This is a genomic window from Scytonema sp. PRP1 (genome assembly GCF_036697665.2).
In the GTDB taxonomy this organism is placed as follows: domain Bacteria; phylum Cyanobacteriota; class Cyanobacteriia; order Cyanobacteriales; family Nostocaceae; genus Kalymmatonema; species Kalymmatonema gypsitolerans.
Genome location: NZ_JBAHYJ020000084.1, coordinates 334,669 through 349,790, shown reverse-complemented (window position 1 = coordinate 349,790; position 15,122 = coordinate 334,669). Strand labels below are relative to the sequence as shown.

The following is a 15,122-nucleotide window of genomic DNA, read 5'->3' as shown; positions in this document are numbered from 1 at the left end:
AACAGGGTGGGGAGTGTCAAGTTTTCTTGCTTGCAACAAGTATTTGATTCACGTTTGTCTGGAAAAGAGTATTTCAAATCACTACATACAGCAATTTGCATCTTTATTGAGCTACACCTTTTTAACTTAAGAGCCAGATAGATAAGCCAGCAAATTTTACTTCTAACTCGTTGACACGTCTCCGGTTCTGACTTCTGACGCCAATATTGCTGCTGTATCTTGGATACCAGGTTTGTAAAGTTTTAAGAAATATTACAAAAAAATGTTATAATTAGCCAAACTATGTCTATGTATACTATAAGTATTTACTATGTATTACAGCCGTACTTTTGACACACCTGCTATAAACAGCCGAAAATAAACGGAGCTAGATACTTTGTTTTTTACCAATGCAAACAACCAGTAGAGAACGGCTCTTCCCAAAACACCTAAGAACTTGGCTTAGGGTTCTCATTATTGTTTTGCTAGGTTTGGGGATATTTTTTCGCTTTGTTAATCTTGAGCAAAAAGTCTACTGGCACGATGAGGCTTACACTGGACTACGGATGTCTGGTTATACTAAGAACGAGTTTGTCCAGCAAGTGTTTAACGGACAAGTCATTGGTGTTGAATCTGTCAGAAAGTATCAGTACCCTAATCCAGAAAAAGGTGTCATTGACACAATCAACTCTTTGGCAGTGGAAGATGCTCAGCACCCTCCACTTTATTACGTACTTGTAAGATTATGGGTGCAAATTTTTGGAAATTCAATCGCAGTCACCCGAAGCCTATCAGCAATCATTAGCTTGCTTGGGTTTCCTTGCATTTATTGGCTGTGCCTAGAATTATTTGAATCACCCATAACAGGATGGATGGCTGTCGCACTTTTAGCCGTTTCTCCCTTTCATGTATTGTATGCCCAAGAAGCACGGCAGTTCAGTTTATGGACGGTGACTATCTTACTTGCAAGTGCTACACTGTTACGAGCAATCCGGCTAGGTAGCAAGCGGCTTTGGGTGATGTATGCCATCACAGTAGCACTAGGGCTGTACACATTCTTGTTTTCTGCGTTGGTGACGCTTGCTCACGGTATCTACGTATTTGTTATTCAAGGCTTTCGATTTACTAAACTCGTTAAAGCGTACTTGCTGGCAGCAACTGCTGGTTTTCTCGCTTTCGTACCTTGGATTTTAGTTCTTATTAATAACTTGTCGCAAGTCGAACAGACAACAAGCAGCGCTCAAAAAAGACAATCAATATCAGCTTTAGTCGCAGGGTGGACAAGTAATAACAGTTATTTGTTTGGTGATTTTTGGCGCTATGAACCATTTTTTCCAGATTTAAATCTTCCTGGTTTGCGCTGGGGTCGATATCTAGTTCCCTTACTACTCATATTAGTGGTATTTTCTTTTTATTTTATATATCGCCGAACTGCAAAACAAGTTTGGCTATTTATTTTTACCTTATCTGCAGTGCCTGCTTTAGCTCTCATATTAAATGATGTTATTCTTGGGGGGAAACTGAGTCTTCGCTCTCGATACATCATTCCCTCTTATGTAGGGATTCAACTAGCTGTTGCTTACTTATTAGCAAGCCAAGTTATCTCTAATAAAGTGCTAAAAGGCAGATTTTGGAAATTAGTTTTGGTAGGAGTTATTTGTACTGGAGTTTTATCCTGTGCAGTCAGTTCCCAAGCAGAGACATGGTGGAATAAAGGAAGTCACGCAAATCCCCAAATAGCTCGAATAATCAATAGCTCCATGAAACCACTTTTTATGAGTAGTAATTATTCCCTTAATATTGGAGATATCATGTCTCTGAGTCATCTACTAAAATCAAACGTGCAAATGCAGTTAGTCACAGAACCCAATATACCCCAAATTCCTGATGGCTTCAGTGATGTCTTTTTATATAATGCCTCTAAAAAATTTAAATCAGACTTGGAAAAGACATTCATTCTTGATAATGTTTACAAAAACGGGAGACTGTGGCGGCTAAAGAAGAAAAATTAACCGACGTAAATATTTAAAGTAATAGAGTCTCAAAATATGCTACTCGAAGAAAGAAAAATTCAGAGACAGATATTCTCGATAGTAGCAATCCAAGTGTTAGGGCTACTTATTGTAGGTCTCTTGACTATTTTTAAGATGGTGGGAACTCATGATTTAAATATATACTACAGATCTTCGCTTTACTTACTAGAAGGTAAATTACCTTATCGAGATTTTAATTTAGAATATCCGCCATTTGCACTCTTACCTTTTGTTCTACCCAGAATCGTAGCATTAGGGCTTGCAAAGAATTATTATATATATGCCTTTTTATTTTTGTTAGAAAACATATTATTCAGCACAATAAATATGCTGCTCCTACTACGAGTGGTATCAGTGTATGCTTCTCAACGTCAAACAATAAGAGTATTAGTTTTCTACACATTATTTACATTAATCATTTCACCAGTTCTACTCTGGAGATATGATTTATTTCCTACAGTATTAACAGTTGTAGCTTTAGTTGCTGTCTTATCTAATCGTCCTACCTTAGCAGGTATTTCTCTTGGCTTGGGTGTAGCTGCGAAACTTTATCCTTTGGTGTTGCTTCCCGTCTTTACAGTTTATTTTTTTACGAATAAATCCTACCGTGCCATTCTAAATATATGGTTGGGAACTATTGGTGCAGTTTTTCTAAGTTTTTTACCATTTCTCATCACTACCAAAGACAAGCTGTTTTCCTTTTTGGATTACCATAAAGAACGGGGTTTACAAATTGAATCATTACCTGCTGGAATAATTAGCTTGGTACACAAGTGGGGATTAATAGAACTTAAAACGATCGCTGGCTATGGTTCACGGAATATAGTTTCTCCTTTAGATAATATAGTACTGGCTGTATTGCCCCTCTTATTAATTATTCTCTACATTTCCATGTTAGTGAGTTGCTGGTACCGTTTTCGAGAAGAACGCTATAAAAGTGAATTGATGAAAGTGGATAACTTAGTAGCTTACACACTGGTTGCTTTGTTAATATTTATTATTACAAATAAAGTGTTTTCACCCCAATATATAGTATGGATCATTCCTTTTGCAGCGCTATTAAAACTACGCCACGCTATTTTGATGCTAGCTATTTGTATCACTACCTATATAATGGCGTCATTTGGTAGTTTTCGCGAGCTTGATTATGTTAAAATCTTATGGCTAAATTTAAGAAATTTTTTAATTTTAGGATTTAGTATCTGGATATTTTTAGATTATCTGCCAAGCTCAATAAATTCTGTGCTGAGGCGAAATAATGCCAATTAGCAAGAAGATTGTCAGAATAAGAAATGTGGTTCGCTTTTGATAAACTGTGTCTACTACTGTAACTGTTGATGCTATTCTTGACCGTGCCTTAAGTGGGTACGATTTGTCTCCCGAAGAGGGAGTGATATTGTTGAAACAAACTGACCAAAATGCACTCGCCGCCATTCGCGCTACAGCTGACAAACTACGTCAACAGCAAGCGGGTGACACTGTTACTTACGTTATTAACCGTAATATCAACTTCAGCAACATCTGTGAACAGCACTGTAGTTTCTGCGCCTTCCGGCGAGACGAAGGAGAGGCGGGTGCTTACTGGTTAGATTGGGCGCAAATTTTGGAAAAAGCGACAGATGGGGTGCAACGCGGTGCGACGGAAATCTGTATGCAGGGAGGATTAAACCCACAAGCGCTCTTGAACGGAAAATCGTTGCCTTATTATCTTAAGCTTGTGGAAACTATTAAGCAGGAATTTCCCCAACTGCATCTACACGCTTTTTCTCCCCAAGAAGTGCAATTCATCGCAAGACAAGATGGACTTGAGTATGCTGATGTCATTATAGCTTTGCGAGATGCTGGTGTTGACTCTATGCCAGGAACAGCAGCTGAAGTGTTAGATGATGAAGTGCGGCGTATTCTTTGTCCTGAAAAAATCGACACAGCAACTTGGCTTTCAATTGTGAGTACAGCTCATAGACTAGGTTTGCACACTACTAGCACAATGCTATCAGGGCATATTGAAACGCCAGAACAACAAATAAACCATTTGGAAAAATTACGAAGTCTCCAACAAACTGCCACCCATCGGGAGTATCCTGCCCGTATAACTGAGTTTATTTTATTACCCTTTGTTGGCAAAGAAGCACCCAAACCTTTACGTCGTCGTGTGGGACACGACCAACCTATTTTGACAGACGCACTGCTACTAACCGCAGTAGCACGGATTTTCTTAGGAAATTGCATTCCTAACCATCAACCGAGTTGGGTAAAACTGGGCCTTTTGGGTGCAACAGAAGCTTTATTGTCGGGTTGTAACGATATCGGTGGCACATTAATGGAAGAACATATCACGACAATGGCAGGCGCTCAAGGTGGTACCAATATGTCAGTCGAAACTTTGCAGGCTGCTATCACCAACCTAGGACGTCCCTACCAACAACGTGATACTTTATATCGAAAAGTGGAACGTTAGGTTATAGGTTATGGGTTATGGGTTATGGGAGGGGCAATATTTCCCCGAACATAATTTTGAGGCTCCCTTACCATTACCCCAATCCCTAATCCCCAATCCCCAGTCCCCTTTACTTCTGCTGTATCTTATACCCTGTCCCCCTATAAGATGATCCCCATGATACCAATCCAAGATACGATGGACATTGATTTAGGTATTGTTTCACTTGATGCTTGTCAACAACCCAGGTCTGAAGACACGCTTGCTTAAGCGCCTAGGTTTACAGACCATAGTTGACCAGACGCGCGTACCTTGAGTGCTACGTTATTGGCAAGAGTTAAAGTCCTACCAAGCAAGGAGAGTGCTAGTTCCTTGCTCTAGAACCAAAGGATTAAACAGATTTATTGGGTTAAGTCAGTGTCTTTTGGAAAGTACCGACCAATAACATTGTCGTTGCAAGAGCGTCTCCCCTTGGGAGAAGCTAACTTTACTCCCGAAAGGGAAGGCTCGAATAAGCAAAACCGTTATGCGTACAGGGGAGCCAGTACTGCAGGAGGGTTTCCCGACTTAGGTATCTGGCGTTAAACGATTTGAAATGGTAACTGTCCCATTGAAAGTACATTACAAAAGTACACCGAATCGAGTAACCCCAAGGCGGTAATGGAACAAGGCGACTAAAGTCGCTTGAGTTGTATTTCCTCTCAGGTCTAAAGACACTGAGTTTCCATACTTCCCACGAGGTTTTATGAAGCGCTATTGGTCACGTCTGCTTCCCCTGGTTTTGGTTGTCGTTATTGGTTTGATGGGCTGTAACAGCAGTCCAGGTGCTTTAACAGGGGATTATCGTCAAGATACCTTAGCTATAGTTACGACTTTGAGGACTGCTTTAGAGTTACCAGAAGATTCATCAAATAAAGCAGCATTGCAAGCAGAAGCGCGTAAGAAAATCAATGACTTTGCAGCTCGCTACCAGCGGGATAGCTCTCTTTTTGGTCTAGCTTCCTTCACAACCATGCGAACTGCTCTTAACTCCCTAGCGGGACATTATAGTTCTTATCCAAATCGTCCTGTGCCAAAAAAACTTAAAGACCGTTTAGAGCAGGAGTTTGCGCAGGTAGAAGCAGCGTTAAAGCGTGGTGCTTAAATATCACTGCTACGCACAGTCTAGAGTCAAAGTCTTGAGTCCAAAGTTTTGACTGTTGAGCTTTAACTCTAGACTCAGCAATGTTTTTGTGACATCATCAAGTCAAAAAAGTCAGACGCACTCCACCTGCGGGATGCGGTTTTCTTACCCTATTAAATAAAAGCTAATAAAAGCTTATGGATACCACAAAAATATTTCTGGCATTATAGCAAACAATGGGCGCATCGCAACATTGCATAAGAATTTCCTGTCACTGCTCTTTTGCCAGTTAAATATTACCTATAAATGAACCGCAACAGGACGCTCTAGAAAGCTAAGGAGTGTCGTAAATGTGGACACAAACACAATCGACTGAAATTAAAAGACCGTGTGTTTAATTGCCCCCAATGTGGACACATAGAGGATAGAGACTTGCACGCGGCAATCAATAAGAGCGAATGCACCGGATAATAAATGCAGTAGGGTCGGTTCGCCCCGAACTTAACGCTTGTGGACTGGAAGGAGCCGACTCCCCAGGTTGAAGCAAGAAATGTTGACCGATGTCCAAAGATGTCCAGTAAATATAGAACAGGATACCAGTAAGCTGAATAACAAACAAAATTCGGCAACAGAAATAGGGGTTTAGGAGTCGATACAATGTAGGCTTCAAAGCCCCTATTTCTAAATCATAGAATTCGATACACGTCACCGTAAGTAATTAAATTTAGGGTTGATGGTTGTTTTGTCTTTGTACTTGTACGTATGTCCAACTGTCCTTTGAATGTTGCAAAATCAATGTTCTTTTGGCAACGCCTGCTTGCTGCTGCCATTTTTAGCAGTAGTTTGTTGATTCCCTTTTTGAGGAATCAGCCAGCAGCGGCGCAACTCACAGAGTATTGCCATTTATCACCTCCTCAAGCGCAAGAAAAAGAAAACTTACGTTTGTCAGCACTCAAAGGCAATCAAGAGCAAAAAGTTCGTTACCAGCAACTTTTGCAACAACACGCACAAGCTTTGCAGGAATGCCGCAATCGTAATTGGCCTAAGCTGCAAGCGATCTGGTTACGTTTGTATCCGTGTGATGTTCAGCCAGGACTGGTTGACCAAATTATGGATCGGATTGTCAACCGAGGTTATAACGAAGTTTACTTGGAAGTTTTTTATGATGGGCAAGTTCTACTACCGACAGGGGCTAACCCCACAGTTTGGCCTTCTGTAATTCGCACGCCAGGAACAGAAAAGACTGATTTGCTGGCTACAGCAATTCAAAAAGGGCGGGAACGGGGTTTGAAGGTATATGCTTGGATGTTCACAGCAAATTTTGGCTATACTTACGCCCAGCGTTCAGATCGAGAAGGGGCGATCGCCCGTAATGGTAAGGGTCAAACCAGCCTCTACGTCGTAGATAACGGTTCTCAGGTATTTATCGACCCGTACAACTTGCAAGCCAAACGAGATTACTACCAAATGTTACAGGAAGTGCTGCGTCGTCGCCCAGATGGGGTACTCTTCGACTACGTGCGCTATCCACGACAGGCTGGCAGTGATTCCATTGCCACGAAAATCACAGATTTATGGCTGTACAGTGACGCGACCCAACAGGCTTTATTTCGACGGGCGCTCAACTATAAAGGATTGGAATTCATTAGACGCTTTTTAAGTAAGGGATATATCACAGCAGGAGATGTAGGAGAGGTCGATAAACTCTATCCTCAAGAAGCAGAACCTTTGTGGCAAGGTCGCACTCTACCCGCAGAGCAAAAGTCAATCCTTCCCCCAACCCAAAGGCAACCGAAACTACAATTTGAGTTATGGCAGTTAGCAGTCGCCCACGCAATGCAAGGCATCCTCGATTTTGTTGCCCTAGCTGCTTATCCAGCACAGCAACAAGGCATTCCAGTAGGGGCAGTATTTTTTCCTGATGGCAACCAAATGGTCGGTCAAGGGTATGATTCCCGCTTGCAACCTTGGGATAAGTTCCCGAATACCCTAGAGTGGCATCCTATGGCTTATGCGAATTGTGCCGGTGCCGACTGTATAGTGGCGCAGGTACAGCGCGTTGTGAACATGGCAAAACCAGGTACCCAGGTGATTCCAGCTTTAGCTGGTAAATGGGGAGAATCAATAAGCAATCGTCCTCCGCTAGAAGTGCAAATGCAGGCGCTGCGCCAACTTGCACCTCAACTTGCAGGAGTCAGTCATTTTGCTTATTCTTGGCAAGACCCACAGCATGATAACCAGCGTAAGTTCTGTCGCGTGCAGTAATTGCAGGAGTTAGGAGTTAAGGATCAAAATTTATAACTCTTAACTCTTTTAAGCAAAGCCATTACATCAAAATGTCCATTCGTAGTCTGGGTTATCTAGTGCGGCGCGGACAGAACCTAAGTTAGCTAGTTCTTTGAATGGGCTGGCTTTAGCTATTTCTGTAATGGAATTCAAAGTAAGGGCTAGTTGTTGGTTATTATCAGATGCGATCGCACTATCAACTAGAGCAAATAAAGCGCGAAAATTTTCTGCACGTTCATCAAACGAGCGATCAAGATACGCCATCAACAGTTCTCGTTGGACGTTTATCTTGGCGATTGTTGCTTTCTCCCAAGCATCAATTTCGCGTCGCTTCGTTTTTTCCTGCTCTGCTATCTTCAGATAGTCGGTATATGCTGAAACCATTTGCTGCAGGCATTCAATAGGATTGATAAATTCGTTGAAAGCAACTTTCTTGAAAGACATCCCTAATTGCCTCCCAAAGTACGGTACTTAGCTTGGATCGTCGCAGTAGCTGGGTTTAGCTGCCCTTCACTATCTAAAACAGGGGTTTTCATGATTTCTGCAAGTGCTTTCACTAGAAGTGCTACCTGTTGAAACTTGTTGGCATCACGGTTACGCTCAAATGGTCGAGATTCCAAATCGTTGAGAGCTAAAACTGCACGAGTATTCAAATCTTCCACCAAACTGCTTAACTCAGTAATTCGCCGTCGAACCTGTCCCAGAAAATCTCTAGCTGCTTCAAGTTTGGCAACTTCGGTGTTGACCTTAGCTTCATATTCTCGTGCTTTTGTCAAAGCCTCTTCACCTTTACCAGCAAGCATAAAGCCACCAACTGCTAAGGCGGGTCCAACCGTAATACCTCCCAGAACAAGAGTACCAAGTGCCATTCCACCCCCACCAGCAGCTAGTGAGCCACCACCAAGCCATGCTAAAGTGGCATTCGTAGCTGCAGCTCCACTAAGTCCTGAGATAGCTGCTCCCGTACTTGCCACTCCCACAGATGTAGCAACACCTGTTGCAGTCTGACCAGCCGCCACTCCTGCAAAAACTGCCTTAACTCCACCTTTAAAAAATTGCTCAGCTTCTGTAGCCGCAGCTTTATACTCTTGTAGCTTTTGAACTGATATTTCCAATCCTTCTAAAAACTGCATATCACTTTGAGAGGCACGTTGACCAATGCGCTCAATGAACGCTACGAACCGACCAATGGTAAGCATTTTGACGTTCATCTGGAGTTGACCATAATCTTCTGCTAGCTTGTTGCTCGCTTCCCAGTCTGCTTGAAGCTTGCTGATAGCATTCTCGTGACGCTTTTGAGCACGCTTGCCAATTTCGTTTGCCTCATTCATATTGTTAACGCCTTCAGCACCTTTTAGCGCTCCATAGGCAGCACTCCCTAAAGCAACAGCACCCAAGATAAGTGGAATCATGAAATACTCCTGATTGTAATTAGCGGTGAAAGATAAGCTTCTACAGATTTTCCAAGCTACCGTTGAGTAGCCTTATACAAATAGTTCCCTAATGTACGAATTAATCACCATTTGTTAGGTACCAAAAATTAAAACTTATATGAATTTAGTTGCAGCTTTACTTAAGTATTTCAATTTTTGACTGTAATAATTATTGCTATTAATTTTGTTTGCATAGCCTGTGAAGGTGGGCTTTGTTTGTGTGCCCACCTTCGCGCCTTCCAGTCGTCGGGCTAAACGCCACAGCCCACCGGAACCTCTTGACCACACCATTTAGTACAATCAAACTAGGCATGAGTTAATCCGGAAATTCTAGTTCAATTTTTTTGAATGAGAACCACAGATGGACACAGATGGACACAGATAATTTATCTGTATTTATCTGAGTTCGTCTGCTACAGGCTGCGGTTCCAAATAGCCCGTGATATCAAGTCCGGTTAATCATTACCCGAATAACCCCACCCCGGTAAAGCTGCGCTTCACCTCCCCTCCCCTTAACAAGGGGAGGGGATTGAGGGGTGGGGTGCAGTTAACGCGGAAATCATAACTAATTAGCCGGGCATGATATGACCGGATTTTTGCAAGAAATTTCATCAAGAAACGCCGCCATAAAAAAGGGCAGGTATAAAACCCACCCTCAAAGTAATATCAATTAGAAATCAACTACCTAATTGCCAATCTCCGGCGCACTAAACGAAACCGCAGGCGCTTTTTGATCCGCCAAAGCGGGTACAGAATCTCGTAACCTCTCTGTTAGCTGTACAGTTGTCGCATCGTACACCTGAGTCAGCATCTTGGGATACAAACCAATACCAATGATTGGTATCAACAAGCAGGCGATGATAAAGATTTCGCGGGGTTCGGCATCTATTAAATTCTGGTGAGAAACTAATTCTTTGTTCTCTTCACCGTAGAAAATCTCCCGCAGCATTGATAGCAAATAAATCGGAGTTAGAATTATCCCAATTGCCATCAAGAACACCACAATAATTTTGAAGGTGGGGTTATAGGCATCGCTGCTAGAAAAGCCAACGAACACCATCAACTCGGCAACGAAACCGCTCATTCCTGGCAAGGCTAAGGATGCCATAGAACATGTTGTCCACATGGCAAACATCTTGCTCATTTTCTTACCAACACCCCCCATTTCATCCAGCATGAGGGTGTGAGTACGGTCATAAGTTGCCCCTACTAGGAAGAACAAACTTGCCCGAATCAAACCGTGGGAAACCATTTGCAGCATTGCCCCATTCAAGCCTAAGTCGGTGAAGGAAGCAATACCTATTGCCACAAAGCCCATGTGAGAAATTGAGGAGTAGGCAATTTTCCGCTTCAGGTTTCTCTGGGCAAAAGATGTGAGGGCAGCGTAGATGATATTCACGACCCCCAAAACCACCAGCACTGGGGCAAAATAAGCGTGGGCATCGGGAAGCATTTGGGCATTCATGCGAATAAGCGCGTAACCGCCCATTTTCAGGAGAACACCTGCCAGCAACATATGCACCGGGGCTGTGGCTTCACCGTGAGCATCTGGTAGCCAAGTATGCAATGGGAAGATGGGAAGTTTGACGGCGTAGGCAATCAAGAAGGCAGCGTACAGCCAAAGTTGGAGATTCAGGCTGAAGCCTTTGGCTGCAAGCGTTTGCATATCAAAAGTGACGGTATCACCATGAAACGCCATCGTTAAGCCAGCTAGCAAAATAAACAGCGAACCGCCAGCAGTATACAAAATAAACTTGGTTGCTGCGTATTGCCGCTTTTTGCCTCCCCAAATCGAAAGCAGAATGTATATCGGCACCAGTTCCAGTTCCCACACCAGGAAAAACAACAGCATATCCTGGACGGCGAAAACGGCAATCTGACCGCCATACATTGCCAGCATCAAAAAGTAAAACAGCCTGGGCTTGAGGGTTACGGGCCAAGCTGCTAACATCGCCAGCGTGGTAATGAATCCAGTCAAAATAATGAGGGGCATGGACAAGCCATCTGCCCCTACCGACCAATTCAAACCAATTTCTGGAAGCCAGCTATAACTCTCAAACAGTTGCAAATCCGGGTTAGAGAAATCGTACCCAGTATAAAAAGCAGTGACAATCAGTGCAAAATCTAACAGCCCTACGATCAGGGCATACCAGCGCACTGTTTTGCCATCTTTATCTGGAATGAAGGGAGTAAGCAGTGACGCCGCTATCGGAAACAGAATAATCGTCGTCAGCCACGGGAAATTTGCTGTATTCATCGGAATGTGTTAGTCAGCAATATATAGTGTTCGGCTATCAACTACTAGCTATTTACTAGCAGTTTTTGCAGGGCTTGGTCTTCATTCTTAGGTTTATTTAATAAAAGTAAAGAAAGATGAAGGCAGGTAAATTCATTCTCCTGCCTTCATGTTCTGGCATAATTAGCCAGAAAACTAAAAAACCATAGATGAACACTGATGTCTTTTTTTATCTGTGTGCATCTGTGGTTCCATTTTTATCAAGTCACACCGAAAACAATCACTAAGCCCAACACAGCCCCAAAGATAATCAAGGCATAAAATTGAGCGCGACCGTTTTCCAGGTATTTCAGACCTTCGCCACTAACAAGAGTGAAAAAGCCTGTGAGGTTTACAGCACCATCGACAACGCGGAAGTCAACTTCCATGACTTGTCTTGCTAGACGACGCAAGCCGAGGACAAAAACACGATGGTAAATGTCATCAAAGTACCATTTGTTCAGGGAAAGCTCATAAAGCGGCTGGATTTTTTGAGCGATCGCCACCGGGTTGATTTTACCCCAGACATACATTAAGGAAGCTATGGTAATCCCAATCAAGGAAATTCCAACTGAAGCGCCCGCCATGATGTAGAATTCTGTCGGGTCGAATTCTGCTGCTTTTTCCACGACTTCCGCTAAGGTTTCGTTGGGTGAGAAAATAAACTCCTCAAAGTAGTTGGCAAAAGGTGTCCCTACCAAACCAATCAGCATCGAAGGAATTGCCAAAAGCGCTAATGGTAGGGTCATTGTCCAAGGCGACTCGTGAGGATATTCGCTGTGACCGTGACCGTGACTGTGGTCATCATGGTGTTCCTCTGTTGCCTCCAGTTCTCCTTTGGTCATGGCACCAGGACCAAAAGCAGGGGCAGTATCAAAACCTGAGACAATTGCCATCCCTGCTGGAGACTTGAGTTTTTGCCACAATTGGCTTTGATTGCCCCGGAATTTTCCTTCAAAGGTGACGAAATACATCCGGAACATGTAGAAAGCGGTAATTCCAGCAGTTAACCAGCCGATACCCCAGAGAAATGGGTTCGCATTAAATGCCTTCCCTAGAATTTCATCTTTTGACCAGAAACCAGCAAAGGGCGGGATACCAGAAATTGCCACACAACCAATGAAGAAGGTAATTGCCGTCACTGGCATATACTTCCGCAGTCCACCCATCAACCGCATATCCTGCGCCAAATTAGGATCGTGACCGACAACTCCTTCCATGCCGTGAATCACAGAACCAGAACCAAGGAACAGCATCGCCTTAAAGTAGGCGTGGGTCATGAGGTGGAAAAGTCCTGCGCTGTATGCGCCGACTCCCATAGCCATCACCATGTAACCGAGTTGGGAAATGGTGGAGTAAGCTAAGCCCTTTTTGATGTCGTTTTGCGTAATCGCAATTGTCGCGCCCAAAAAGGCGGTGAATGCCCCAGTAAAGGCAATCGTGTTCATTGCTGCTGGGATGTGTTCAAAAACTGGGTACATCCGGGCAATCAGGAAAACTCCCGCTGCCACCATCGTTGCCGCGTGGATCAGGGCAGAGATGGGGGTGGGACCTTCCATTGCATCTGGTAGCCAGACGTGCAGGGGGAATTGGGCAGATTTGGCAACTGGACCGAGGAACACTAAAATCGCAAACAGAACGGCAAGGACATTGCTTATAGAACCTGTTTGCACGAGTTGTGTCAGGCGATCGCCCATGACATCAAAATCAAAGCTTCCCGTTGCCCAGAATAGCCCGAGAATGCCCAAAAGCAATCCAAAGTCGCCCACTCGGTTGGTGACAAATGCTTTTTGACAAGCATCTGCTGCTGCCTTGCGATCGTACCAGAAGCCGACCAGCAAGTACGAACACATCCCGACCAGCTCCCAAAAGATATAAACCTGTATTAAGTTGGGGCTAACCACCAGACCCAACATTGAGGAGCCGAACAAGCTGAGATAGGCGTAAAACCGGACATAGCCTGGATCGTGAGCCATGTAGCCATCCGTATAAACCATGACCAAGAAAGCTACTGTTGTCACAATCACCAGCATCAGGGCTGTCAGGTGGTCAATAGTGTAGCCCATGCTCAGGTGAAAATTTCCTGCCGCTGCCCATTCCAAGGTGCGGGTGTAAGTGGCGTGTCCTTGAATTTGACTCCACAGCAGTGCCCCCGACAACGCCATCGCGGCTCCCATTAAGGAGATAATCAATGCCGCGTTTAGCTGTCGCAGGCGGTTTGTCACCTGATTCAACGAGATTAACCCTAGACCGACCAGCATTGCCCCAAGAAGAGGTAATACCGGAATCAGCCAGGCATACTGATAGATTACTTCCATCACTGACGCCTACTTTTAGAATTATTGACTAATTTGTCGGAACTGTTAATAATTGTGACACAGACCCTTTAGGATAAAATACCCCACCCGACGGTAGTTGGGTGGGGTTGTTAAGTTTGGTTTTAGATTTAATCATTCAGTCATGAGTCGTTAGCGATTAGCCAAGATTATAGAGTTAGCTGTTGGGAGCAGAGCCATCCAGACTTAAAATCTTTAGTTTTGGGTGAAGTACCCACCACGCTCAACGGAGTAAGGTTTATAGTGGGGGCTAAACGCTAAGGCGCACGTGTTCGCGTCTCATTCGCCCTTAGGGTATGCCTGCGGCACGCCTGACGGCGTTAGCGAACGCGAGTGCGTGTGCATGATTGCACTCAGCTCCTCCGTTTGCCGTAGGCGTGGCGAAGCCATAGGAGGCACAGCAGTCGCCTGCACTGGCTTCTCCGTCTTCAGCGCTGCTTCACCGTTGCTGTGTTAGGAACATTGTTTGCTGAATGTTCGTCACCGAAGACGATCCAAGTCTTACACAGCGTCTGCGGGTCTTGCGATGAGTACTTTCTCGGTGATAATTTTTGAACGAAACTATCGTGAGTTAATGAGTTAATGACTGATAACTAATGACTCATGAATGAGCCTTCATGCAGAACGACAGCCTAAATCCGCTGTTTTTTGGCTATGGTAAGTTATGGGGCGGTCGGTGTAGCAGACTTTAATTTCTTCCAAAGCTAAGAGTAAATCTTCTCTTCCACGAAAACTTTCCAAACGCACCCGTACTATGCCATTTTCAATCAACAGTAAAGTTGGCAGTGACTTAAGCTTGTATTTTGTCGCTAGTTTAAAATTGTCATCGGCGTTCACTCCCACTAATTTAATTTGATCGCCGCATTGAGCTTTAAATTGCAACAACAAGGGGTGAATAATTCGACACAACCCACACCAAGGTGCTCCAAAATTTACTAAAACAGGAGTTGGAGATTCTAAAACTTCTTGAGAAAAAGTCCGCTCACTAACCGACAACACCATGACGCCTCTGAAATTATATGGTTTTGATATCAAAACTAACTGTCAGCAGAAGAAAGTGCGTTGTCAGAATGAATGCAAACATTTCAGTATTGGTTGCTACGCTGACAAACAAGCCAGTACGACATTCAAGACGGTAACTCTCTCAAACTTTTAGCTTTTCATAGCCGTTACTAAAGAGATATTTTTCACCAACCAATTTGGTAGCGACCTTTGCACAG

The 15,122-nt window shown here is 43.7% G+C and carries 11 protein-coding genes and 1 pseudogene; 7 read left to right on the top strand and 5 right to left on the bottom strand.

Going from position 1 to position 15,122, the window contains the following annotated elements:
• Positions 1-389: 389 nt before the first annotated feature.
• The 6 genes and pseudogenes from V5G28_RS20870 (at position 390) to V5G28_RS20850 (ending at position 7,837) form a co-directional block, all read left to right on the top strand.
• Positions 390-1,991, top strand: a complete 1,602-nt coding sequence (locus V5G28_RS20870) for a glycosyltransferase family 39 protein (RefSeq protein ID WP_332988073.1) — start codon at positions 390-392, stop codon at positions 1,989-1,991.
• A 36-nt stretch (positions 1,992-2,027) separates the two neighbouring features.
• Positions 2,028-3,281 carry a glycosyltransferase 87 family protein gene (locus V5G28_RS20865; RefSeq protein WP_332988072.1) on the top strand — a complete coding sequence of 418 codons (1,254 nt, stop codon included), beginning with the start codon at positions 2,028-2,030 and terminating at the stop codon, positions 3,279-3,281.
• A gap of 46 nt (positions 3,282-3,327) precedes the next feature.
• Positions 3,328-4,470 (top strand): 7,8-didemethyl-8-hydroxy-5-deazariboflavin synthase subunit CofH, encoded by a 1,143-nt coding sequence (gene cofH, locus V5G28_RS20860; protein WP_332988071.1) that lies wholly within the window; start codon positions 3,328-3,330, stop codon positions 4,468-4,470.
• Positions 4,471-5,194: 724 nt separating this feature from the next.
• On the top strand, positions 5,195-5,593 hold the full coding sequence (psb27, locus tag V5G28_RS20855; RefSeq protein ID WP_096567480.1) for a photosystem II protein Psb27: 399 nt from the start codon (positions 5,195-5,197) through the stop codon (positions 5,591-5,593).
• A 327-nt stretch (positions 5,594-5,920) separates the two neighbouring features.
• Positions 5,921-6,043 (top strand): annotated as a pseudogene (locus tag V5G28_RS36805) (zinc ribbon domain-containing protein); the annotation flags it as partial.
• Positions 6,044-6,334: 291 nt separating this feature from the next.
• The gene (locus V5G28_RS20850; RefSeq protein WP_332988070.1) at positions 6,335-7,837 is read left to right on the top strand and encodes a family 10 glycosylhydrolase; all 1,503 of its coding nucleotides are present in this window, start codon (positions 6,335-6,337) and stop codon (positions 7,835-7,837) included.
• A gap of 66 nt (positions 7,838-7,903) precedes the next feature.
• Here V5G28_RS20850 and V5G28_RS20845 read toward each other — a convergent pair whose 3' ends face one another.
• The 4 genes from V5G28_RS20845 to V5G28_RS20830 form a co-directional block, all read right to left on the bottom strand.
• A complete protein-coding gene (locus V5G28_RS20845; RefSeq protein WP_332988068.1) occupies positions 7,904-8,302 on the bottom strand; it encodes a hypothetical protein in 399 nt (132 codons plus the stop codon).
• 2 nt (positions 8,303-8,304) lie between these two features.
• A complete protein-coding gene (locus V5G28_RS20840; protein ID WP_332988067.1) occupies positions 8,305-9,270 on the bottom strand; it encodes a hypothetical protein in 966 nt (321 codons plus the stop codon).
• A 706-nt stretch (positions 9,271-9,976) separates the two neighbouring features.
• Positions 9,977-11,548: an NAD(P)H-quinone oxidoreductase subunit 4 gene (locus V5G28_RS20835; RefSeq protein ID WP_336231276.1), complete on the bottom strand. Its 1,572-nt coding sequence runs from the start codon at positions 11,546-11,548 to the stop codon at positions 9,977-9,979.
• A 239-nt stretch (positions 11,549-11,787) separates the two neighbouring features.
• Positions 11,788-13,884 (bottom strand): NAD(P)H-quinone oxidoreductase subunit 5, encoded by a 2,097-nt coding sequence (locus tag V5G28_RS20830; RefSeq protein WP_332988065.1) that lies wholly within the window; start codon positions 13,882-13,884, stop codon positions 11,788-11,790.
• A gap of 286 nt (positions 13,885-14,170) precedes the next feature.
• Here V5G28_RS20830 and V5G28_RS20825 point away from each other — a divergent pair, with 286 nt between their 5' ends.
• Positions 14,171-14,359, top strand: coding sequence for a hypothetical protein (locus tag V5G28_RS20825; RefSeq protein ID WP_336231275.1), 189 nt, complete (start codon positions 14,171-14,173; stop codon positions 14,357-14,359).
• A 158-nt stretch (positions 14,360-14,517) separates the two neighbouring features.
• Here the strand turns inward: V5G28_RS20825 and V5G28_RS20820 are convergent, their stop codons facing one another.
• A complete protein-coding gene (locus V5G28_RS20820) occupies positions 14,518-14,904 on the bottom strand; it encodes a thioredoxin family protein (protein ID WP_332988064.1) in 387 nt (128 codons plus the stop codon).
• Positions 14,905-15,122: the final 218 nt, after the last annotated feature.

What these genes read in the sequence shown, in the direction of transcription:
- V5G28_RS20870 (WP_332988073.1), top strand. Translation starts at nt 390, where the DNA reads ATGCAAACAACCAGTAGAGAACGGCTCTTCCCAAAACACCTAAGAACT.
- V5G28_RS20865 (WP_332988072.1), top strand. Translation starts at nt 2,028, where the DNA reads ATGCTACTCGAAGAAAGAAAAATTCAGAGACAGATATTCTCGATAGTA.
- psb27 (WP_096567480.1), top strand. Translation starts at nt 5,195, where the DNA reads ATGAAGCGCTATTGGTCACGTCTGCTTCCCCTGGTTTTGGTTGTCGTT.
- V5G28_RS20850 (WP_332988070.1), top strand. Translation starts at nt 6,335, where the DNA reads ATGTCCAACTGTCCTTTGAATGTTGCAAAATCAATGTTCTTTTGGCAA.
- V5G28_RS20845 (WP_332988068.1), bottom strand. Translation starts at nt 8,302, where the DNA reads ATGTCTTTCAAGAAAGTTGCTTTCAACGAATTTATCAATCCTATTGAA.
- V5G28_RS20840 (WP_332988067.1), bottom strand. Translation starts at nt 9,270, where the DNA reads ATGATTCCACTTATCTTGGGTGCTGTTGCTTTAGGGAGTGCTGCCTAT.
- V5G28_RS20835 (WP_336231276.1), bottom strand. Translation starts at nt 11,548, where the DNA reads ATGAATACAGCAAATTTCCCGTGGCTGACGACGATTATTCTGTTTCCG.
- V5G28_RS20830 (WP_332988065.1), bottom strand. Translation starts at nt 13,884, where the DNA reads ATGGAAGTAATCTATCAGTATGCCTGGCTGATTCCGGTATTACCTCTT.
- V5G28_RS20820 (WP_332988064.1), bottom strand. Translation starts at nt 14,904, where the DNA reads ATGGTGTTGTCGGTTAGTGAGCGGACTTTTTCTCAAGAAGTTTTAGAA.